We start from the raw sequence: 21,735 nt of genomic DNA on the forward strand, positions 1-21,735 counted from the left end.
GCCGTCTGACCCTCGGCCGCCCGACGGACCGGCCGCAGTGGGATCATTACCGGCGGTGCCAGCCACAGGGAGGATCTCCGTGTCCAGTTCCCCGACCGACCCCGGCCCCGACGAGGCTCCCGAGGCCGACCGGGACGCCGTCCCGTCCCCGCCGGCCGACCATGGTGGCGCCGGCCCCGAGCCGGCCGAGCCACCGCGGGGCGGTTCCGCGGAACCGCCGGATGCGTCGTCCGCGGCCCGCCCGCCGCTACGCCCGGTTGACTGGGACGGCTCGTTCACCCGCACCTGGCAGTCCCGCGACGACAACGACCTGGCAAACCGTCTCGCTTCGGAACAGGAGCGGAAATGGAGCCAGAACGAGCTCGATCAGATGATGCGGGAGTTTCGGGATAAGGCGAACGCGGCGGCGGACGCGCGGGCGCGTGAGGAGCGCGAGCGTGCCGCCGAGCCGTCGCATCCTGCTGATGATGCGCGGTCACGGTTGTTCGACAAGTTGGCGGGGCTTGGCCGTCCCTCCGACGACACGGACACCTCCCCGAACGCTGACGGCGATGGGCCCCCGGACACGCGTTGACGGAACGACGTGATTGGCCGGTGACAGGCCCGGCCGGTTAAGGGCCGACGCGGGATTCCCCGATGTCGGCTGCCGGCGACCGTTCGGGCCTAGGCGGCTTCTCCGCGCTCTGGTGGTGGATGGTGTCGGTGAGAGCGCGGCGGGCGTGGATGGTGTCCGGGTGGTAGGGGCCATGGTCGCGCATCGCGTCGGTCAAGGCGTCACGGTTGAGAGGAGCGGCGTCGGCGTGCCGGCCGGCCTGGCGGTAGGTGTCGGCGAGTGTGGTCCGGCTGGCGCGGGTTTCGGGATGGTCCGGGCCAAGGGTGTGGGCCCGGAGGGCGTGAACACGCTCGCTGAGGTCCACGGCCTGGGTTAGCCGACCGGTGTCGCGGCACACCTCGGCGAGGCCGGTGGCCGTGCACAGGGTGCGTTCGTCGGCGACGCCGTCGGTCCGGGCGCGCGCGACGAGCTGGCGTTCAAGATGGTGGCGGGCGGCTTCAGGTTGACCCGCGTCGCGATAGTGCGCTGCAAGATCATCACGGACTTCCATGGCGTATAGGTGCGCCTGACCGAGAACGCGTTCGTGGCGGTCGAGGACGCGTTCGAGGTGGATGACAGCCTCGCCTGGCCGGCCTTCCGCCAGATGGGCCGCAGCGAGACTTTCCCGCGTTTCCGTGGTCTCGGGATGATCTGATCCGAGGGTCCGTTCGCGACCGGTCAAGGCCCGGTCCAACAGGGGCACGGCGGATTCAGGCCGTCCAGCCCTGAGATGGGTACGGGCGAGGGCGTGGGCGCTTTCGAAGGTACCGGGATGATCAGGACCGAGGATACGTTCGCGGCCGGTGAGCGCTTGGCCGAGTTCCCGGGTGGCGTCGTCGACGCGGCCGGCCTGGTGGTAGGTGACGCCGAGTTGGTGGCGGCTGTCGAGCGTGTGGGGGTGGTCCGGGCCGAGAACGCGTTCGCGGGCGGTGAGGGTGGGTTCGGCGTGAGCGACGGCGTCGCCGGTGGCGCCGATGCGGCGGTAGGTGGCGGCGAGTTGGTGGCGGGTCGTGAGGGTGTCGGGGTGGTCGGCGCCGAGGAGGCGTTCGCGGTCGGTGAGGGTGGGTCGCAGGATGCGAGTTGCGTCGTCGCCGCGGCCGGCGTCGTCGAGGGCGGCGCCGAGGCGGTGGCGGCTTTCCAGGGTGGCGGGATGGTCGGGGCCGAGGACGCGGTGGCGGTCGGCGAGGTTCTGCTGGAACAGGTCGGTGGCGTGGTCGAGGTGGCCGGCCTGCTGGTAGGCGCGGGCGAGGGTTTCGCGGCTGGTGAGGGTGTCGGGGTGGTCGGGGCCGAGGAGGCGTTCGCGGTCGGTGGCGTTGCGTTCGGCCAGCGGGCCGGCGACGGCAAGGTGGTCGGCGTTGAGGGCGGCGCGGATGTGGGTTTCGCGGGCGGTGAGGGTGTCGGGATGGTCGGCGCCGTCGAGGCGTTCGTGGGCGGCGACCGCCCGGGCGGCCAGCGGCTCGGCCTGCTCCGGGTGGCCCTGTTCGGTGAGGTAGGCGGCGGCGTGCTCGGCGAGCCAGGCGGTGTGGGGTGTGTCGGCGGTGGAGTCGGTGGCCTCGACGGTGCCGAGGACGTGCGGGAGGAGTTCGCGCCAGGCCGGCCAGGCCTGCGGGTTGGCGATGACATCCTCGGGCAGGGTCGCGTGCAGCGCCCGGCCGAGCGTGGCGGCGAGCCGGTCGGCGTGCTCGGCGCTCGTGTCGGCGCGAACGGCCGCGCGGACCAGGGGATGCACGGCCAACGCGAAGCCGTCCCGATGGGCGAGACCGGACCGTTCCAGGGTCGCCACGGTGTCGGCCAGCTCCAGCGGGTCGCCCGCGACCGCGCGCAGCGCCCCGCCGTCGATCGCCTCCGGGTCGGCCGCGAGCAGCCGCAGCGGCAGCGGCGCGGAGCCGTCGCCGTGCGCCGCGAGACGCAGCAGCTCACCGGCGGCCGGCGCGTCCGCTTCCAGGCGGCGCAACGGCTCCGCCCACAGCGTCGCCGCGGTGACCCCGGGCCGGCCGGGCACCTCGCCCTGCCCGAGCACGACCGCCGGCCGCTCGATCAACGCCGCCAGGTACGTCTCCGCCGGCGCCCGGGCCTCGCGGATGCGATGCGCCGCCTGATCGAGAGCAAGGGGATGATCACCGAGCCGGTCCGCGATCCGTCCGGCGACGGTCCGCTCGACCGCCGGGAGCCGGTCGGTGAGCAGGGCCACCGACTCCGCCCGTTCCATCGGCCCGAGTGGGACGACCACCCCGGCGTCATCCCAGCCGTCAATGCGCGACGTCACCAGGATCCGACCCGCCCCGCTCGACGCCCGCAGCCAGCCGGGCAGCTCGCCGGGGCCGGCCGCGTCGTCGAGGACGAGCAGCCAGCGGCCGTCCGCGGCATCGAGCCGGGCCAGGACCGCCGCCGGTTCCGCCTGCGCCGGCAGGCCGAGGGCGGGGGCGAGCGCCCGCACCCGTTCACCGACCAGCTCCGGGCGCCCCGCCGGCACCCACCACACCGCGTCGAACCCCCTCCGCTGCTGGTGGACGTACTCGACGGCCAGACGCGTCTTGCCGATCCCCGCCAGTCCCGTCACGGCGACCAGCCCGCCGTCACGCGCCATCGCCTCGTCGAGGCGGCCCAGCGCCGGCGCCCGACCGACGAAGCGCGCCGCCACCCGCGGCACGTTCCACACCGCCGGCAACTCCCCGGGAAACACCACCCCGCCAGAGGCGCCCTGGCGGTCCGGGAGCCTCCGACCGTCCCCCGCCTCACCGAGAGTCGCCCCACCGCGCGCCGTCTCGCCCCACCCCACCGCGCCCCGCCCCGCCTCGCCGGGCGGTGCCTCACCGCGCGTCGCCGCGAGCAGCATGGTCTGCGCGGCGAGCGGGCTGCGGCCGATCAGGTCGATCGGGACGAGCTGGCCGAGCAGGCCGGGAATCGGCCGGTCCGTCACCCGCGCGACCAGCAGTCGGCGCTCGCCGCCCATGATCCGCGGGGACCAGGCCGCGCCCCACTCCGCCGGCGCCGTCGGCGAGTCCAGGTAGCCGTCCGAGACCACCGCGATGGTGTGGCTTGCCCGCCGCGTCACCCCGTCCAGCCAGGAAACCCGATGGGTGCCGGGCACCGCATCCCAGGCGCCGAGCTGGACGCGATGCCCGGCGTCCTCCAGCGTCGCCGCGATCCACTCAGCCCAGCCGAGCCCGTCCGCGGCGCAGGACACGAAGACATCGAGAGCGCGACCATCGCCCCCGCCCGTCACCCGAACAGGATGACACAGTCACCCAAACCACTCGATCCCGACGTGACGTCCGATCGGCGGGGTCGCCACCGGAGGACGTGCTGTCGCGGGACCGCACCTCAGCGGGGGTCCCCGAACCCGCCCCGCTGATCGGCAGCTGTCAGGAGTGGCGGTAGGGGAGAAACGTGCCGCTCATCGCGATGTTCACCCGGTCGCCGGCCGTGTCGGGCTCCGACCGAGCGCAGGTGCTGGACGGTGTAGCTGTTGCGACCGCGGTTGCGCAACTCGCCGCCAGGTCGAGCATGTCCGCCAGGGCGATCTCCGCGCCCGCGTCTGCGAGCGAGCCGGCGATCAGAACCGTCTTCGCGACTCGGACATGACGATTTTCCCTCGAGCAGTCCGGCGGAAGACGACGCAGGCCCTCCTCGCGATGGACGCCCGAACTGTCGGAGGCCGCGTCTACCCTGGTCCCCATGGTCGACGCGGTCACGCGGGCGGAGGTCCTGGCCTTCCGGGCGCGCGCCCAGCAGCTCGACAGCGCGTCCACCGCGCTGGCCGACGCGGCCGTCCTGGACTTCGGCGTCCAGGACACCGGTCCCGACGGCGGCCGGTGGGCACTGGCGGTGCGCGGGGTCGACGTTCCGGCCGAGGGCGGCGACGAGCTCGCGACGGTCTGGACGCTGCGCGGGGCACCGCACCTTTACCGCCGAGGCGATCTGCCCGCCGTCGCCGCGGCCGTCGAGCCCTTCTCCGAGGTCGACGCCGCACGACGCATCTTCGATGCGGCCAAGCCGCTGCGAGCCGCCGGCATCAGCCCGCTGACCGCGCTGGACGTCGTCGCCGCGGCGATGCGCGAGCTGGTCACCGGCCCGATGGGCAAAGGCGAGGTGTCGGGCCGGCTGGCGGAGGTGATGGACGAGCCGTACCTGCGGGCCTGCCGGTCCTGTCAGGCCACTCACCTCTACGAGCAGCCGTTCCGGCTGGCCGCGCTGCGCGCCGGCCTGGAGCTGGCGGCCGGCACCTCTCCCCCGGTCCTGCAGCCCCTTCCCGGGTTCACCCGCGCCGCCTCGGTGCCCGAGCGGTTCGACGTCGTCCGCGCCTGCCTACGGCTGCTCGGCCCGGCGACCCCGAAGCAGGTGGCGGAGCTCCTCGACTCCCCGGTGAAGGAGGTGAAGGCCCGCTGGCCGGCGGACGCCGTCGAGGTGGCCGTCGGCGGTGAGTCCCGGTGGGTGCTGGCCGCCGACGAAAAGCGGCTGGCCGCGGGACCGGTGCGCACCGTCCGCCTGCTGGGGCCGTTCGACCTGTTCCTGCAGGCCCGGGACAGGTCGCTGCTGGTCGGCGATCAGGCACGGGCGAAGGCCCTGTGGCCGGTGCTGGGCCGCCCCGGCGCCGTGCTCGTGGACGGCGAGATCGCCGGCCTGTGGCGCCCCCGCGCGTCGGGCGCGAAGCTGCGGCTGCTGGTGACCCCGTGGCGGCCGGTCCCACCGGCCCTACGCGCGTCGATCACCGACCAGGCCGAGCGGCTCGCCGCATTCCGCCAGGCCCGGCTCGTCAGCGTCGACTTCGACGACTGACTCCGGACGACTGACTCCGGACGACTGACACCGGCAGCTGGGCCCGGCGGCTGGGCCCGGCGGCTGGCACTGACGGGCGACACCTGAACCGCCCCGGGTTCGTGGGAAGCCGGGGCGGTTCGGTGGCGTGCGGGTGCGGGTGCGGGTGCGTGGTTCCTATTCCTTGCGCCGTGGGAGCTGGGTGTGCGCGCCGCCGAGCTCCGGTGTCGCGTGGTAGTCGACGAGGCCGACGACCTCCGGGTAGTGCAGGTCGAACGCGGGCCGCTCGGAGCGGATCCGCGGCAACGTCTTGAAGTTGTGCCGCGGCGGCGGGCAGGACGTCGCCCACTCCAATGAGTTTCCGTAGCCCCACGGGTCGTCCACCGTGACGATCGGACCCTTCCGGTAGGACGACCAGAGGTTGTACAGGAACGGCAGGGTGGACAGCGCCAGCACGAAGCTGCCGGCGGTGGCGATGGTGTTCAGGGTGGTGAAGCCGTCGGCCGGGCTGTAGTCGGCGTACCGGCGCGGCATGCCCCGGACGCCGAGCCAGTGATCGACCAGGAAGGTCGTGTGGAAGCCGACGAGCATCGTCCAGAAGTGAATCTTCGCGAGCCGCTCGTTCATCATCCGACCGGTGACCTTCGGGAACCAGAAGTACACCCCGCCGAAACCGGCGAACAGCAGGCCGGCGACGACGTAGTGGAAGTGGCCGACGACGAAGTAGCTGTCCGAGACGTGGAAGTCGATCGGCGGGCTGGCCAGCAGAACACCGGTCAGACCGCCGAACAGGAACGTCACCAGGAAGCCGACGGCGAACAGCATCGGCGCCTCGAAGGTGATCTGCCCGCGCCACATCGTGCCGATCCAGTTGAAGAACTTGACCCCGGTCGGCACCGCGATGAGGAACGTGAGGAAGGCGAAGAACGGCAGCAGCGCCGCGCCGGTGACGTACATGTGGTGCGCCCACACGGCGATCGCCAGCGCCCCGATGCCGATGGTCGCGTAGACCAGCCCCTTGTAGCCGAACAGCGGCTTGCGGGAGAACACCGGGAGAATCTCGGTGATCATCCCGAAGAAGGGCAGCGCGATGATGTAGACCTCGGGATGGCCGAAGAACCAGAACAGGTGCTGCCAGAGGATGGCACCACCGTTGCTGGCGTCGAAGATGTGCGTACCGAACCGGCGGTCGGCCTCCAGGGCGAGCAGCGCGGCCGCGAGCACCGGGAAGGCGATCAGCACCAGGATCGACGTCACCAGCAGGTTCCAGCAGAAGATCGGCAGCCGGAACATCGTCATGCCGGGCGCCCGCAGGCACAGGATCGTCGTGATGAAGTTGACGGCGCCCAGGATGGTGCCCAGACCGGAGACCGTCAGGCCCACCACCCACAGGTCGCTGCCGACACCCGGCGAGTAGGCGGTGTTCGACAGCGGCGCATAGGCGAACCAGCCGAAGGAGGCGGCACCGTTCGGCGTGAGAAAGCCCGCGGTGACCGTCAGGCTGCCGAAGAACCAGAACCAGAACGACAACGCGTTCAGCCGTGGGAACGCCACGTCCGGCGAGCCGATCTGTAGCGGGACCAGGTAGTTCGCGAACGCAAAAGCGATCGGCGTCGCGAACATCAGCAGCATCAGCGTGCCGTGCATCGTGAACAGCTGGTTGTACTGCTCGTTCGAGATGTACTGCAGGCCCGGCCGGGTGAGCTCGGCCCGCATGAACATCGCCAGAACTCCGGCGAACGCGAAGAACAGCAGCGAGACGATGAAGTACATCAGGGCGATGTCCTTGTGGGACGTCGTCCGCACGTACTGCAACAGGTTCCTCACGACCCTGGGCGGGGCCTCGTCCACCGGCGGGTCCGAATGCCCGGCCGGCGTATCGTGCACGAGTGTCACATTCCACTCCCGATCGTGTTGCCGCTGCCGGCGGTGGCGCGCGCGGTCCCGGCGACGGGTGTCACGACCGCCGCCGGGCAGCCCACAATGAATGTGTCGTCACCGTCGGCGGGAACGGGCCCGACGGATAGACGGCCCCGGGCCGCGCGGCTCGGCGCACCGGCTGAAAACCTGCCGGCGCTGGTCACGTTATCCACGCACCGGTTGCCCCGACCCTGCCTGACGACCCACAATCGGGGGAACTCCGGCACCCGGGCCAGGCGCACAACGTCCTATTGCCGGCCGGTCCGCCCGTGACCGGCCCGACCGCCGCCGGTGTTTCGGCTCGGCTCACGGCCCGCCACCAGCATGTTCCATGACGCGGAACGAGCAACGCGGGTCGTCACCCCGCCCGGGACGACGTCCGCGGACGATCAGATCAGCCGTGACGGCCGGCCGGCGGGCCGAACCTCCGAACTTCCGGTTCTCCACCCGAACGGGCGGCCCGCCCGACCGGCTGCGCGAGGCCGCGACGACGATCGCGCGCCTCGCGCGCCTCACGCGCCGCTATTTCGCCGGACCGGCGGTCTGCGGGGCCCGCCGTCGTTTCCTGCCCTTCTTCGGGTCCAGGCGACGCAGCAGTAGGTAGGTGATGCCGATGTAGACCGCGGCGGCACCGCTTCCCGCACCGATGTCGATCACGTACTGCCGGCGGGAGTGTTCGAACAGCCTGTCCGGCTCCGGGGCGCGCGGGTTGACCGGCACGGTCTGCCCGTCCGCGCCGGCCTGCTGTCCGCGACGTCACCTTCACCGAGGACCTCAGCCAAGCCAGGACCGGCAACGGCCCCCGCGTACTGGCCAGCCTGCGCAACATCGCCATCACCGCGCTGCGTCTCACCGGCGTCGGGCGGGTTGACGAGGGCCCGCAGGCGGCTGGGACCGGAGCCGATGGCCGCACTGTTCTCCCGGGCCGCACTCAGAACAGCGCCCAGATGGGTCGCGAGTTGGGCCTTCCCGGACGGAACCGGGGGTACGGATCGGTGTCGGCGGTCTCGTGATAGCGTTCGTCTCCGATCGGACACGTTGCATATTCGCGCTGTCCACTGCTTGCCTCAGGTTGATACCTGACGGGATTTCGCGGGCCTGCCCGACACCTGACGTGCTCATGAAAATGGGGAACTGGGCATGGCGAGTCGACGTTGGACGAGCGCTGATCTGGCGGGTGAGGGAAGCCGGATCCTCGTGGTTGGCGCCGCGAGTCACCGGCCGGGCTCGCTGCTGCCCGATCTGCCGCCAGTGTCGACCACCATCGGCGATCTCGTGACAACCCTGGTGACCGACTGCGGAGTTCCGCCCACATCGATCACGACCATCCTCGATCCGGCGTGGCCTCATGACGTGGGTTCGGCACTCACCATCGCCGCGCGGGAAGCGACTGACGTCCTGGTCGTCTGGTACGTCGGACACGGTCTCGTCGATGCCCGGGGCGAGCTGTACCTGGCGACGCATGCGACCATCGACCTCAACAACGACGACCTACCGCCCGAGTACCAGGCATTGCCGTACCGCATTGTTCAGGATGCACTCTCCCGGTCTTCGGCGAGGGCTGTCGTGGTCATCCTGGATTGCTGCTTCTCCGCCCGAGCCACACCGGCGCAGGTCACCGGTGCGGACGACGTCTACGGTTTCGCTGGGGCACAGGCTGGGTTTCTGCTGACGGCGGCGGCCCGGAACTCACGAGCGCTCGCCCCAGCCGGCGAGCGGCGGACCGCGTTCACCGGCTCGCTGATCGACTTCATGCAATCCGGTGAGCCCGGTGGACCTCCGTGGATCACGTTGGAACGGGCCTTCCGGCATCTCGCCAGGACGCTACCCGCGGCCGGCCACCCACGGCCGCATCGGCACAGCGCGGATCTCGGCGGTGACCTCGTCCTCGGCCCGAACCACGCCTATCGGCCTCCCCCGTACGACGAGGAGCAGCCGTCCCGCGAGCAGCCCGCGGACCCGCAGGGCACCCCCCATGACGAGGAGATCTGCCCATACCCAGGCTTGGAGCCGTTCGACACTGCCTCGGCGAGATACTTCTTCGGCCGCGACGATCTGGTCGCCGACGTCCTTCGCCGGATTGGCGAACGGCTGACCGAACCAAAACCATTGATCGTCATCGGCCCGTCGGGGGCCGGGAAGTCTTCGCTGCTGCGTGCCGGTGTCGTGCCCGCGCTGCGTGCCGGTGTTCCCGCCCTCGCCGGATCATCGGGTTGGCCACAGCTCACCATCCGGCTCCGGGTCGACCCTCTGGACGCGCTGGCCGAGCCCCTCGCCGAGGTGCTGGGCGCTGACGCGGCCGAGCTGCGCGCGCGGCTCGCCGCAGACCCCGCGACAGCCCGCGAGCTGGCCCGCGCGACGCTGGGCAGGCGCGCCTCGGCGGACGGCGGCAAGGAGCCGCACTCGACGGCGGACCCCTCATACCCGCACGCGCCGTCGGATTCTCTGAACCCGTCGGACCGGCCTGACGTCGGTCACCGGGATCCCCGGCTCCTGCTGATCGTCGACCAGTTTGACGAGCTGTTCGACGAGTCGATTCATGAGGCGGACCGCACGGCGTTCGTGCGCGCGCTGATCGCCGTCGCGACGCCAGGTGAAGCAGCTCACGCGCCAGCCGGCAGGGAGGCGGTGGCCGCGGGGCGACCGGCCCCCGCCGTCGTCCTGATCGGGGTCCGGGCGGACTTCTATGGCCGCTGCGCCGAGTTCCCCGAACTGCGGGACGCCCTGGAGGACGGGCTCGTCGTCGTCGGGCCGATGAGCCAGGACCAGGTCCGCCACGCTATCGAGGGGCCGGCCCGCGAGGTCGGCCTCGGGTTGCAGGCGGGGCTCGTCGAACTGCTGCTGCGCGACATCGGCATGCATGCCCGCAGCACCAAACACGACCCGGGGGCGCTCCCGCCGCTCGCGCACGCGCTTCGCGCCACCTGGCAGAACAGGTCCGGCGACCTCCTGACCGTGCGGGGCTACCAGGCCACCGGCGGTATTGACGGCGCCATCGCGGCCACCGCCGACCGCGTGTACCAGGCGTTGCGCGAAGCCGACCGCGTGGTCGCCCGCGGCCTGATGCTCGGGATGGTCCGGGTCACCGCCGGGGGCTCGGACGACATCCGTCGCAGTCGGGACCGGGCGGACCTGCTGTCCGAACATGCCGACCCCGACCGGGCCGGAGTGATCCTCGCCGCCTTCGCCGAGCCCAGCGCGCGGCTGGTCACCGTCGATCGGGACACCGTCGAAATCGCGCATGAGGCACTCATCCGTTCCTGGCCGACGCTGCGGAGCTGGATCGACGAGGACCGGGCGGGAACGCTGGTCGAACTGCGCCTCACCGAGGACGCCCACTCCTGGGAGATGGACGGCCGCGACCCCGCCGCGTTGTACCGCGGCAACCGGCTCGCTCTCGCCGTCGAGCGGTTCTCCCCCGCTGGCAGCGCCTCACGCGAACGCCATCGGCCGACCGGGAGAGCAGTTTCAGCGGACGACACCGCGGCCGGTAGACGGACTCTAGGCGCGATCGCCAGCGACTTTCTCGCCGCGAGCGAGAATGCCGAGCGCCGCCGGACGCTCGTGCGTCGCGGCGTCTTCACCGGACTGGCAGTCCTGCTCGTCCTGTCGCTGCTCGCGTCCGGCCTCGCGCTGGCGCAGTGGCGCAGTGCCCTGCACCAACGCCGGGTCGCGACGGCCCGCGGCCTGACCGCGCAGGCCGACACCCTGCGTAGCAGCGACCTGCGAACGTCGCTGCGGCTCGGCGCGGCGGCGATGGCCCTCGACCCCACCGACGCGACCCGGGCCAGCCTGCTCACGACGCTCGCCCAGCCGTACAGGACTGGCGCCACCAGCAAGCACCCGAAGATGGTCACCGCGCTGGCGGTCACCTCCAACGGCCGGCTCATGGCGAGCGCCTCCTGGGACCAGGGCGCCCACGGCACCGCCGGGCTGGTCTACCTGTGGGACGTCAGCGACCCCGCCCGTCCGGTACTCAGGGCGACCATGCGTGAGCACCAGGGTTTGCTCTCGGCGCTCACGTTCACGCCGGACGGCATCTACCTGATCGGCGCCGGACGCGACGACGGCCGCACCGTCGTGTGGGACGTCGCCAACTCCCGCCGGCCCACGGTGACAGCGGCGATCACTGTGGACAGCCACGTCAACGACATCGCGCTGGCCGCCGACGGGCACACCCTCGCACTCGCCGCCGACGATGGCAGAGCCAGTGTTTGGGACTTCACGGATCGCGCCCATCCGCACCTACGCGCCGTAACGCCGCCTCTCCCGGAGGAGGTCCGCGCAGTGGCCTTCCTCGACGACGGAGATCTCCTTGCTACCGGCTCACGCGAGGCCGGCATTGCAGTGTGGTCTCTTTTCGGCACGAAGCCGCGCCTACTGACCCGGACCAGCGATCCAGCCTCAGGATCCGTAGCCCAGATCGCGATCTCACCAGATCGGCGCACACTCGCCACCGCATCAGAGGATCGGACCGCTGCCACGTCCTCGGTACTGTTCAACATCTCGCCTGGAGGCGATCTTCGCAAACTCGGCACCGTGGCCAGTAACGCGGCGATCGCCGCCGTCGCGTTCACGCCGGACAGCCGCACGCTGGTGACGACATCACCATCGGATCAACGCATCACGACGTGGGACATCACCGATCGCGGCCGGCCGGTCCGCGGCCCCGAACTCAGCGGCCACACCGGCGAGATCGGGGAACTGGCCTTCAGCGCTGACGGGCGGATGCTCGCGAGCGGCGGGGATGACGGCTCGGTGCTGCTCTGGAGTGTCGACCGGGCGCGTCCGACACCACTGGTTGATCTGGTCGGCGGCGGTGGCGCGCCCGCACTCGGGGGGGAGGACCCGATCGCAGCGATCGCGGACGGCCCCACTGCCACCCTGTGGGACCTCGTCGACCCGCGGCGTCCGTCTCGCCGCGGCACCGTCGCCGATCCGGCCGACAACATCGCCGCAATGGCGATCAGTCAAAGCGGCCGACTCCTGGTCACGTCGAGCATCGGAAGAGCGAGCGGGCTCGTGCTGCTCTGGGACATCACCAACCCGGCGCGACCAGTCCGACGGGCCACGCTGACGGGACTAGATCACATCGAATCGGTGTCCATCGCACCGAGCGGGAACGTGATGATGCTCGGCGCAGCGGGGGCCAACGCCACGGAACTGTGGGAGGTCACCGATCCCGCACGGCCCAGGCGGCTGTCTCGGCTACCAGGCGTCAGCCAGAAGGGCGGCGGCGGGCTGGCCCTCTCACCGGACGGTCGGACCCTCGCGGCTCCGAAGGACGACGGGATCGCGCTCTGGGACATCGGGGATCCGCGCCGGCCGGTGTTGCGCTCGATCGCTGGCGGATACACCGAATGGGTCACGGCGCTGGCGTTCTCGCCGGACGGACACAGTCTCGTCAGCGGAGACAGTGGGGGCGTCGCGATCATCTGGGAGGTCGCCGATCCGGCGCATCCGGTTCGCCGGGCGACGCTGGCTGTGAATCAGAGCGGACTCACATCGGTCGCATTCATGCCCGATTCGAAGACCCTCGTTACGTCGGGCTACGATGGAGATACCGTACTCTGGGATGTCTCCGACCTCTCCGATCCGGCCCGACGCAGCACGCTGGTCACCGGCAACAGCGCCTGGACCACCAGTCTGATCGCGGCCAACGGTCGGTTTGTCCTCACCACGGGCGTGGGGCGTCCCGCCCGTTTGTGGGATCTGACGACCTATACGGAGTCCCATCGAGATCCGGTCCGACTGGCGTGCGTTGCCGCGGGCGGCGGCCCCGACCGGCAGGAATGGGCTCGCTACGCGCCGGGAATGCCCTACCAGCGCATCTGCCCGAAGTAGCGCTGTCAACTCCGCGGCGCGCGGGCGAACGCCGGATTACCCGGGTACTCGCTCTTCGCCGTGTCGAGCAGGCGACGCGCGCCGCCCGGGGCCCGGCCGTGAGCGAGTTCGACGGCGACGGCGGCCCAGAAACCCTCCGCGTGGGGGGCGGCGTCGAAGGTCGGGAAACGCTCCGGCGCAAGTCCCGCGTGGCGCAGCAGCCGCACCGCCGCCATCGGGGTGCTGAACAGTTCCGCGAGCAGGCGCACCTGCTCCGGGGTGAGCACGTCTGCAGCCGCGCCGTCCTGCACCGTGGCTGACGTCGGACGAACCGGCTCAGCGGCGAGCTGCGCCTGCGCGAACCGAGCAAGGTCCTCGAAATGCTGGCGTACCGCGGGGTCCGTCATCCCGATGGTGTCGGTCGACAGCTCGAAGCTGTGGTCCGAGGTACGCACGGTCATTCGCACGGATCCGGTCCCGTCCGGGCCCCGCCGCTGCGCGGCGAGCCACTCGGTCAGTGCTTCCTCCAGGGCTCGCACTGAGCGGCCGGCGGAGGAACGCAGCGTGACGACGACCGCGTCGAGCTTCGGCCCCATCTCCCCGGCGGCCGGCGGCGACTCACGGAGACGGACGAGACCTCGCAGGTCCGGTTCCCGGCCCAGCCAGTTCCACAGGCTGCGCATTGCGTCCTCATGGAACGCACCGGCCATTACCAGCTCGATGTCCACCTCGCCACCCTACGGATGGCCCAGGTGGATCGCTTCGAGCTCGGCTACTGGATGGCCGGTCACTGGGTGGCCGGTCACTGGGTGGCCGGTCACTGGGTGGCCGGCTTTCGTCTCCTGCTCCGCTTCGGGTCCAGGCGGCGCAGCAGCAGGTAGGTGATGGCGATGTAGACCGCGGCGGCGGCGAACCCGGCGCCAAGGTCGGTCAGATACTGCTTTTTTGTGTGACTGAACAGCCTGTCCGGCTCCGGCGCGCGCGGGTTGACCGGCACGGTCTGCCCGGCGACGGGCACACCGTTGACGGTCTTCGGCCGCTGGACGCCGGCCCGGGTGATCGTGTTGAAGTCCGCGTCCGCGGCCATCGCGGCGAAGCCCCACCGGGCCGGCGAGACCACGGCGACCTGCTCCAGGCCCGCCTTCCCCCCGATCGGCACGATGCCGGCGGAGAACACCAGCTGCACCATCGTGACGATGACCAGCAGCGGCATCGTCTTGTCGGCGTTGTCCACCAACGCCGAGATCATCAGCCCGATCATGCCGGAGGCGAAACCCACCACGAACACCGCGAGCATGCATTCCAGCAGCGTGTTACCGAACACCAGGTGGCCCGGGGGTTGCCGGCCGACGAGGCCGATGAGCGTGAACGGGATCACCTGCAGGACGGTGATGATGAACAACACTCCGACCTTCGAGCCGACATAGGCCCCTCTCGACAGGCCGATCGCACGTTCTCGCTGATAGATCGCCCGTTCCTTGACGATCTCGCGCACCGAGTTCGACATTCCCATGAAGCAGGCACACAGCACCATGATCAGGAAGATGGTGGGCCCGTCCGAGTTCGGCGTGAACCTGTCGTGGGTGTCGGCGAAATTCCCGTTGATCGCCCGCGGGATCAGGCCCAACACGAACGGGAACGCGACCGCGAGGCGCAGGTATCCCTTGTCGGACGCGATGACCGCCAACGTCCGTCTGCTCAGCGTGACGAGCTGCGAGAGCACCGACTGCTGCCGAATGCTCGGCAGCTCCTCCGGCGCGGGCCGGGCCGAGGGGGCGGTCACCGACGCCGGCACGTAATGCCGGGACTGGCGGAAACGCGCCGCCGACTCGGCCCCCGGGGTCTCCTGCAGGCGCAGGAAGACCCACGGGTAGCCCTGCTCGCCGAAGAACGGCAGTGCGTCGCGTGGCGGACCGAAGTAGGCGACGTAGCCGCCCGGCGCGAGCACCAGGACGTAGTCGCACAGGTCGAGCTGCGCCACCGAGTGCGTGACGACGATGACCGTGCGGCCGTCGTCGGCGAGCGTGCGCAGCGACTGCATGACCTGCAGGTCCATGCCCGGGTCGAGGCCCGAGGTCGGCTCGTCCAGGTACAGCAGCGTGGGCCGGGTGAGCAGTTCCAGCGCCACGGAGACCCGCTTGCGCTGGCCGCCGGACAGCTTGGCGACGACGGTGTCCGCGTGCGGGGTGAGGTTCAGCTCGGCGAGGACCTCGTCGATCCGCCTGGCGCGCTCCGACTCCGTCACGTCCGGGGGGAACCGCAGCGTGGCGCCGAACTCCAGCGCCTTACGCACGGTCAGCGAGGCGTGCAGGATGTCGTCCTGCGGCACGTAGCCGATCCGGCGGCGAAGTTCGTCGTACTCGGTGTAGAGGTCCCGCCCGGCGTACCGGACGGCGCCGGAGTCCGCCGGCCGGAAGCCGGTCAGCGCGTTGAGCAGCGTCGATTTTCCGGCGCCCGACGGGCCGACGACGCCGAGCAGCGCGCGGCCGGGCAGTCGGAAGGTCATGTCGTGCATGAGCTGCTTCTCGCCGGCCCACACGTTGAGGTGCTCGGCCTCGAAGCTGACGTCGCCGGAGTCGAGGTACTCGACGAGCAGGTTGCCCTCGAGCTGGAAGACGTGATGGCCGATGGCGATGATGTCGCCCTGTTCGACCTGTGCGCGCTGGATGCGCCGGCCGTCGTGGAACGTGCCGTTGGCGGAGTCCAGGTCGACGAGCTCGACGCTCGGACCCTGGACGGTCAGCGAGGCGTGGTGGCGGGAGGCAAGCAGGTCGGAGATGACGATGTCGTTGTCGCGAGCGCGACCGATCGTCATCGTCCCCGGGCGCAGCGGGTAGGTGGTGCCACGCTCGTGCTCACGGTCCAGGCGGGCGTGGCCGCCACGCTCGGCCTGGCCACCGTCACCCTGCCCGCCGTCACCCTGGCCGCCGTCGGCCTGGCCGCGCTCGGCCTGGTCGTGGGCGGCGCCGGCGGGGACGGCGCCGGCAGAGGACGCACCGACGGGGGTGGCACCAGCGGAGGAGGCGCCGCCGGGAACGGCCCTGGCGGAGGAGGCCCCGACGGGGGTGGCACCGGCGGAGGAGGCGCCGATGGGGGTGGCATCGGCGGAGGAGGCGCCGGCGGGGGTGGCACCGGCGGGGGTGGCACCGGCGGGGGTGGCACCGGCGGGGGTGGCGCGGCGGCCGGCGTCGAGGTCTTCGCGCCGCGGCGGGCGGGTGGCCTGGTTCGCCGTGCGCGGCGGGAGGTATCCGGTCTGGTGGGGCAGCATGGTCTGCATGTCCGCGCCCCCGCCGGGGAGCTCGTCGGGGGCGGACCGCGGCGAGGGGGGCTCGGTGCGGATGACGACCTCGGGGCCTGTCGACGTGCCGAGCCGGAACCGGGCCTCGCCGCGACTCACCACCGGGCTCGCCCCGACCGGGCCCACCTCGACCGCCTGCGGCTCGACCGCGTGCAGGCCGGCCGCGTGCAGCTCGACCGTGTGCAGCATCCGGCTGCCGTCGACCCAGGTGCCGTTGGAGCTGACGTCCCGCACGGCCCAGCCGCGGTCCGTCTCCTCGATCATCAGGTGCTGCCGGGAGACCCGGCCGTCCGCGATCACATGGTCCGCGTTGCGCGCTCGGCCGATGATGAACCGCGGTCGCCCCGCGGGCACGATCACCTCGCCGGCCTCGCTCGTCACCGTCAGAACTGCCGTGGACACGGGTCTCCCCCTTCAGGACGAAACACCGGGCGGTCAGCCCCGCCGAGTTCCACGAATCCTTTCGGTCCCGCGGTCGTCGAACAAGCCCCGTGTGGGGCCCACGCAGGAAAACACCCACCCTGTCGGCCCGCGACGGGCCCGCCCGCACCAGTCCCGCGGGACCGGTGCACGACCGCTCAGCCCGCGAGCGACGCCGACCACGCGGTCCGCCGAGCGGCCCGCCGGGCGTCGCGGGGCAGCAGCGTCCAGGCGGCGAGCAGGCCGGCCGCGACCACGGCGACCGTGACCCAGAAGCCGGCGGCCATGCGTGCGCCGTGTCCTGCACGACGTGTCCGGGTGCGGAGTGCGGCTCTGCCGGGCGAGGATCACCGATCCGATCACAGCCACCCCGAGCGTGCCACCCAGTTGCCGAACCGTCACGTCTGGACGAGGCCGGATGCCTGCGGACGGTCGTCGGCGCTGACGCGACTCGGCGCGTCGGTGGTGAGCGGTGAGAGGACCAGGCCGAGCCCGAGGCCCGTCAGCGCCATGCCGGGGATCTTCGAGGGGTAGGCGATGGCGGGTAGTGCCAACGTCCACAGGGCCGCGCCGACGGCGGCGAGCTGGGCAAGGACCGTCAGCGCACCGGTGGGAGTGGCGGAAGCGGCGGAAGCGGCGGAAGCGGCGGAAGCGGCGGGTCCGATAGAATCGGGGTGCGACGTGCGCGGATAACTGACGTGCGCAGATGACAGACATTCGCGGATAACAGCGGCGGGGCGTGCGGACCGCCGGCGGAATTCTCGGGATTTCGCTCGACCCTAGGATAGTGGCCCCTGATGGGATGTGTCCTCACTGTCAACGTCGCCGTGGTCCGGACCGACGCGTGGACCGGGAGGCAGGGGCGCAGCGGGATCGACAAGCGTCCCGTCGAGGGGCCGGTGCACGTCGGCCGGGTCGGCCTGCGCGGAGACACCATCTGCGACCTGACGTTTCACGGCGGTGTCGACCGGGCCGTGTACGTGTTCGCGCACGAGGACTTCTCCTGGTGGTCGAGTCTCCTCGACCGCGATATTCCTCCCGGTGGCTTCGGTGAGAACCTGACCTCGGTGGGAATGGACGTCACCGGCGCGCGGATCGGCGAGATCTGGGCCGTCGGGTCCGCCGTGGTCCAGGTGACCGCGCCGCGCACCCCGTGCCGCGTCTTCGCCGGGTTCTGGGATGTCCCCGATCTCGTTGCGCGCTTTTCGCGGCGCGGTACGCCCGGCGCATACCTGCGGGTGCTGACCGTAGGCGAGGTCGCCGCCGGGGACCCGGTCACCGTCCTGCACCGTCCCGATCACGGGATCACCGTCGGGCAGGTCTTCCGGGCGGTCATGACCGACCCCGACGAGCTGCCCGCGCTCGGCGGCATCACGGACCTGCTCCCGGAGGACATCCGCCACCGGGTCCAGCGCCGGCTGGCCCGATCCGCCGCCAGCACCGGCGGGTAGCCGCGCCGGCGGGTAGCCGCGCCGGTCGCGCGAGGCCGGGAGCGCGGGCGGCATCGCCCGACCGGCGCGCGCTCAGAACTTCAGGTACATGTCGTCCGGGATGATCGGCTGGTGGTAGGTGCACGATCCGGACAGCACGGTGGATCCGTGCAGCCGGGACCTGGGAATGAGAATCTTGTCGCCGTCACGCAACGCGATCTTGTGGGTGACGTTGTTCCAGAAGTGCATGTCGCCTGACTCGATCATGACCAGTCGGTGCTCGTCGTGGACGTGCGTCGTCGACGTCTCGTCGCACGACTCGACGAACGTGTCCAGGTCGACCTCGATCCCCTCGGTCGTGAGGTAGGCGTCGATGGCCCGCGCCTTCGCCTTGTACTCCTCGATCGAGTCCGCCCAGGCGATCTGCGCGGCGAGGTCGCGGTCCCACCGGCGGGCGAGTTCGGCGGCGTCGACGAAGCCGGCGTGGAAGGCGGCCAGGGCCGCGTCGCCCGACAGCGCGACCAGCGGGGTGAGCAGCCGGCCGACCAGGTCGTCCAGGGCGTCCGGGGTCACCGCCGGCGGTCGCGTGGTGAACAGGGCCGGCCGCTCGCCGAGGCCGTCCTCGACCGCGTCCGCCCAGGCGGTGGCGACGACCGCGTCGTCGATGCGCTGGTGCACGAACGCGCCGAGCAGTTCGGCGTGCCGGTGCGGCGCGCGGGACAGCAGGTGCAGATGGTTGCCGCGGGCCAGCGAGGTGTTCAGGTGGAGCTGCCAGTACGCCCCGACCGTCGGGGTGAGCCCGGCCGCGGCGAGCAGGGCCGTCCACGCCGACGAGTCCGCCACCCAGCGCCGGTAGTCGTCGAGCAGCAGTTCCCGGGCGGCCGCGTGGGCGGGCCCGTACTCGCCGAGCGACGCGCGGGCGGTCGCCGTGCGTGCCGCGGGCAGGAACGCCGAGAGCTGCAGCAGCGCGAACGTCGTCGCCTCGCGGCGCTCACGGGTGCCGCGCAGCACCGCGAACGCCTCTCCCGGACGGTCCCGGCGTTCCTCCCAGTAGCCGCGCAGCTCGCCCAGCACCCCGTCGACCGACGGGCCGGCCGGGCCGGCCGGGCGGGACGGGCGCTGGGACGCCAGGAACGAGAACAGGTGGCGTTCGAGGACCGGCTGGGCGAGCGCGCCGCGCAGCCGGTTGCCCGCGCCGTAGAAGTCCGCGCCGTCGCGATCGGCCGCCGCATTGCGGTTCGGCGGCAGGTACAGCAGGTCCGCGTCGTAGATGTTGCGCAGCATCCGGTGCCCGAGCAGGCCCGAGAGCTTCAGCGTGTCGTCCGGTCGCAGCGCGGTGCCGTAGTCCAGCCAGGCCAGGTCGGCGGGCCGGACCGGGCGGCGGTACGGGTCGTCCTCGGTCGTCAGCTCCTCCCATGCGGCCGGGCGGAAGGCGGGGTTCGAGGCGAACGAGCGCACCAGCGCGTGCGCGCCCGGGCCGTCCTGGGCGGCCTCGACCCGGCGGGCCAGCTCGTCGAACCCGGCCGGCTCGACGGGTTCCAACGGGCCGGTCTGCTCGGCCGGCGCCGTGATCCGCTCGGCCGGCGCCGGCGCCGTGATCTGGTCGGCCGGCGCCGGCGCCGTGAACTGGTCGGAAAGCATGGAGTTCCCTCCCGTACGGGGTTGGTCGTGGGCGGCGGGTGGGCCGGCTGCGGCGAGCGCGCGCCGGTCGATCTTGCCGGCCGCGGTCAGCGGCAGCTCGGCGACGTCGACGAAGGTGTCCGGGACCATGTGCGCAGGCAGCTGGCCGGCCAGCACGGCGCGCAGGTTCGCCGGCCCGCCCGCCCCCGCGCGCACGCAGTACGCCCGCAGCTCGTCGTCGACCGACTCGCCGTCGCCCGCACTGCCGTCGCCCGCACTGCCATCGCCCGCACTGCCATCGCCCGCCGCGCCGTTGCCCGCCGCGCGGGGGACGACGACGACGGCGGCGTGGCGGATGCCGGGCTGACCGCACAGCACGTTCTCGATCTCCTCCAGCTCCACCCGGAAGCCGCGGATCTTCACCTGGTTGTCGGCCCGGCCGAGGAACTCGATCTCCCCGTCGGCGCGGAAGCGGCCCAGGTCCCCGGTGGCGTACATCCGGCTGCCGGGAACCGGGCTGAACGGGTCGGGCACGAACTGGTCCGCGGTGCGACGCGGATCGTTGAGGTAGCCCCGGGCCAGCGGCAACCCGCTGATGAACAGCTCGCCGGTGGCGCCGAGGGGCACTGGGTTGTAGTCGGCGTCCAGGACCCGGATCTGGGTGTTCGGGTTCGGCCGGCCGATCGACACGCGGGCGGTGGCCTGGTCCGGGTCGAACACCCGGCAGGAGACGCCGATCGTCGCCTCGGCCGGGCCGTAGCCGTGGTAGAGCCGGGCCCGCCACCGCTGCCGAAATCGCCGGTAGGCCTCGTCGCGCAGAACCTCGCCGCCGCACCAGACGTGCCGCAGCGACCGTCCCGCCTCCTCGGCGTCCGGACGTTCGAGCATCGCGCCGAGCATGGCCGGCCCGACATAGCAGAACGTCACCGCCTGCGCGTGCACGATCGCGAGCAACGCGCCCGGCTCCGTCTCGGCTCCGGGCGGCGCGATCACGATGCGCGCCCCGGCGACCAGCGGCAGGAAGATCTCGTTGATCGAGATGTCGATGCTCAGCGGCGCCTTGTGTAGGACCGTGTCGTCGCCGGTGAGGCCCAGCAGGTCGACCTGCCAGCGCAGCCGGTTGCAGATCGCCTGATGACGGATCATCACGCCCTTGGGCGTCCCGGTCGATCCGGAGGTGTAGATGACGTAGGCGAGGTTCTCCAGATCCACAGCGGAGTAGGGGCCCCCAGCCGAGTAGGGGCCCCCAGCCGAGTGCGGGTCCGCGCCGGAGCTCGGGTCCACGGCCGGTACCGCCCGGGCGGACGTGCCGGCGGTGGCGAGCCGGCCGGCGGGGTCCAGCCGCAGCAGCGGCACGAAGCCGGCGCCGGCCGACAGCTGCGGCGGGGCGCCGGCCGTCCCGGCCACCACCGCCGAGATCCGGGCCTCGTCGGCCACCGCGCTGATGCGCCGGGCCGGCCAGGAGGCGTCCAACGGGACGAACGCGCCGCCGGCACGCAGCACGCCGAGCAGGGCCACCACCTGAGCGGCCGAACGTGGCAGGCACACGCCGACGGTCACCTCCGGGCCGACGCCGACTGCGCGCAACGACGCGGCGAGGGCCTCGGCCCGTCGTTCGAGGTCGGCGTAGGTGAGGGTGACGGCTCCGTCCGCCTCCCGGTCGACCAGGTCGACGATGGCGGTTGCGTCCGGTGTCCGGCGGGTCGCCTCGGCCACCAGGGCGGTGAGCGAGCGCCCGACAAGCGGGTCCACCCGCCCGGTGGAGAAGTCCTCCGCGTCCGCTTCCCGCCGGCCGAGGTCGATGCCGCCCTGGGCGGCGTCGCCGGGGGAACCCGGCGTGGGGCTGGAAGGCCGGCTCGTGACCATGGTTCTCC

At 72.0% G+C, this 21,735-nt stretch carries 13 protein-coding genes; 4 read left to right on the forward strand and 9 right to left on the reverse strand.

The window, feature by feature from the left end:
- Positions 1-79: 79 nt before the first annotated feature.
- Positions 80-574 carry a hypothetical protein gene (locus FRAAL_RS18120; RefSeq protein ID WP_011605271.1) on the forward strand — a complete coding sequence of 165 codons (495 nt, stop codon included), beginning with the start codon at positions 80-82 and terminating at the stop codon, positions 572-574.
- 37 nt (positions 575-611) lie between these two features.
- On the opposite strand, the gene FRAAL_RS18125 is transcribed toward FRAAL_RS18120, so the two are convergent.
- Positions 612-3,818, reverse strand: coding sequence for a tetratricopeptide repeat protein (locus tag FRAAL_RS18125; RefSeq protein WP_011605272.1), 3,207 nt, complete (start codon positions 3,816-3,818; stop codon positions 612-614).
- A 139-nt stretch (positions 3,819-3,957) separates the two neighbouring features.
- Positions 3,958-4,272 carry a hypothetical protein gene (locus FRAAL_RS33570; RefSeq protein ID WP_011605273.1) on the reverse strand — a complete coding sequence of 105 codons (315 nt, stop codon included), beginning with the start codon at positions 4,270-4,272 and terminating at the stop codon, positions 3,958-3,960.
- On the opposite strand from FRAAL_RS33570, the gene FRAAL_RS18135 reads away from it, so the two are divergent.
- Positions 4,271-5,371: a winged helix DNA-binding domain-containing protein gene (locus FRAAL_RS18135; RefSeq protein WP_011605274.1), complete on the forward strand. Its 1,101-nt coding sequence runs from the start codon at positions 4,271-4,273 to the stop codon at positions 5,369-5,371. The two genes, FRAAL_RS33570 and FRAAL_RS18135, sit on opposite strands and share 2 nt — an antisense overlap.
- A 156-nt stretch (positions 5,372-5,527) precedes the next feature.
- On the opposite strand, the gene ctaD is transcribed toward FRAAL_RS18135, so the two are convergent.
- Positions 5,528-7,246 carry an aa3-type cytochrome oxidase subunit I gene (gene ctaD, locus FRAAL_RS18140; protein WP_011605275.1) on the reverse strand — a complete coding sequence of 573 codons (1,719 nt, stop codon included), beginning with the start codon at positions 7,244-7,246 and terminating at the stop codon, positions 5,528-5,530.
- A 546-nt stretch (positions 7,247-7,792) separates the two neighbouring features.
- Positions 7,793-7,990 carry a hypothetical protein gene (locus FRAAL_RS18145; RefSeq protein ID WP_011605277.1) on the reverse strand — a complete coding sequence of 66 codons (198 nt, stop codon included), beginning with the start codon at positions 7,988-7,990 and terminating at the stop codon, positions 7,793-7,795.
- A 420-nt stretch (positions 7,991-8,410) separates the two neighbouring features.
- Here FRAAL_RS18145 and FRAAL_RS18150 point away from each other — a divergent pair, with 420 nt between their 5' ends.
- A complete protein-coding gene (locus tag FRAAL_RS18150) occupies positions 8,411-13,114 on the forward strand; it encodes a caspase, EACC1-associated type (RefSeq protein ID WP_011605278.1) in 4,704 nt (1,567 codons plus the stop codon).
- A 5-nt stretch (positions 13,115-13,119) separates the two neighbouring features.
- On the opposite strand, the gene FRAAL_RS30555 is transcribed toward FRAAL_RS18150, so the two are convergent.
- The 4 genes from FRAAL_RS30555 to FRAAL_RS33575 all read right to left on the reverse strand — a co-directional run bounded on the left by FRAAL_RS30555 (position 13,120) and on the right by FRAAL_RS33575 (position 17,365).
- Entirely contained in the window at positions 13,120-13,821 is a 702-nt protein-coding gene (locus tag FRAAL_RS30555; RefSeq protein WP_011605279.1) for an effector-associated constant component EACC1, read from the reverse strand.
- Between the two features lie 89 nt (positions 13,822-13,910).
- The gene (locus tag FRAAL_RS18160; RefSeq protein WP_011605281.1) at positions 13,911-16,793 is read right to left on the reverse strand and encodes an FHA domain-containing protein; all 2,883 of its coding nucleotides are present in this window, start codon (positions 16,791-16,793) and stop codon (positions 13,911-13,913) included.
- 176 nt (positions 16,794-16,969) lie between these two features.
- Complete coding sequence (locus FRAAL_RS35605) at positions 16,970-17,098, reverse strand: hypothetical protein (protein ID WP_011605282.1); 129 nt, start codon at positions 17,096-17,098, stop codon at positions 16,970-16,972.
- 111 nt (positions 17,099-17,209) lie between these two features.
- On the reverse strand, positions 17,210-17,365 hold the full coding sequence (locus FRAAL_RS33575; protein WP_011605283.1) for a hypothetical protein: 156 nt from the start codon (positions 17,363-17,365) through the stop codon (positions 17,210-17,212).
- A 243-nt stretch (positions 17,366-17,608) separates the two neighbouring features.
- Here FRAAL_RS33575 and FRAAL_RS18165 point away from each other — a divergent pair, with 243 nt between their 5' ends.
- On the forward strand, positions 17,609-18,262 hold the full coding sequence (locus FRAAL_RS18165) for an MOSC domain-containing protein (RefSeq protein ID WP_011605284.1): 654 nt from the start codon (positions 17,609-17,611) through the stop codon (positions 18,260-18,262).
- A 72-nt stretch (positions 18,263-18,334) separates the two neighbouring features.
- Here the strand turns inward: FRAAL_RS18165 and FRAAL_RS32480 are convergent, their stop codons facing one another.
- A complete protein-coding gene (locus FRAAL_RS32480) occupies positions 18,335-21,727 on the reverse strand; it encodes an amino acid adenylation domain-containing protein (RefSeq protein WP_011605285.1) in 3,393 nt (1,130 codons plus the stop codon).
- Between the last annotated feature and the right edge of the window lie 8 nt (positions 21,728-21,735).

The sequence above is a fragment of the Frankia alni ACN14a genome (assembly GCF_000058485.1).
GTDB classification, from domain to species: domain Bacteria; phylum Actinomycetota; class Actinomycetes; order Frankiales; family Frankiaceae; genus Frankia; species Frankia alni.